The organism is Joostella sp. CR20 (assembly GCF_038433465.1).
Taxonomy (GTDB): Bacteria; Bacteroidota; Bacteroidia; order Flavobacteriales; family Flavobacteriaceae; genus Galbibacter.
Genome location: NZ_JAESVF010000055.1, coordinates 1 through 285, shown reverse-complemented (window position 1 = coordinate 285; position 285 = coordinate 1). Strand labels below are relative to the sequence as shown.

1 protein-coding gene is annotated in these 285 nt (G+C 45.6%); it reads right to left on the bottom strand.

Going from position 1 to position 285, the window contains the following annotated elements; all coding sequences use genetic code 11:
* Positions 1–285, bottom strand: a 285-nt coding sequence (locus tag JMA43_RS14015; protein ID WP_342157326.1) for a hypothetical protein, incomplete at both ends; no start/stop codon positions are given.

The following is a 285-nucleotide window of genomic DNA, read 5'->3' as shown; positions in this document are numbered from 1 at the left end:
GTTCCTGCTGGAATATCGGTAATCATATTCGTACCTACAGTTCCTTGATCTGCTGTTACAGTAACTCCTGTACTTGCTACAAAACTTACACTGTAAGTCGTCTGATCCTCTGAACATGTGGTTCCACCGATACTCATTTGTGGCATGCCACATGGATCGTCGCAATTAGCTGGGCTCGCTACGGTGATGATTGTTTCACAATCACCACTAGTTGCTGTAAGAACAATCGCTGTTCCGATAGCTCCTGTTACCGTGCCATCTCCATTATCCGTTCCACCAGTAACT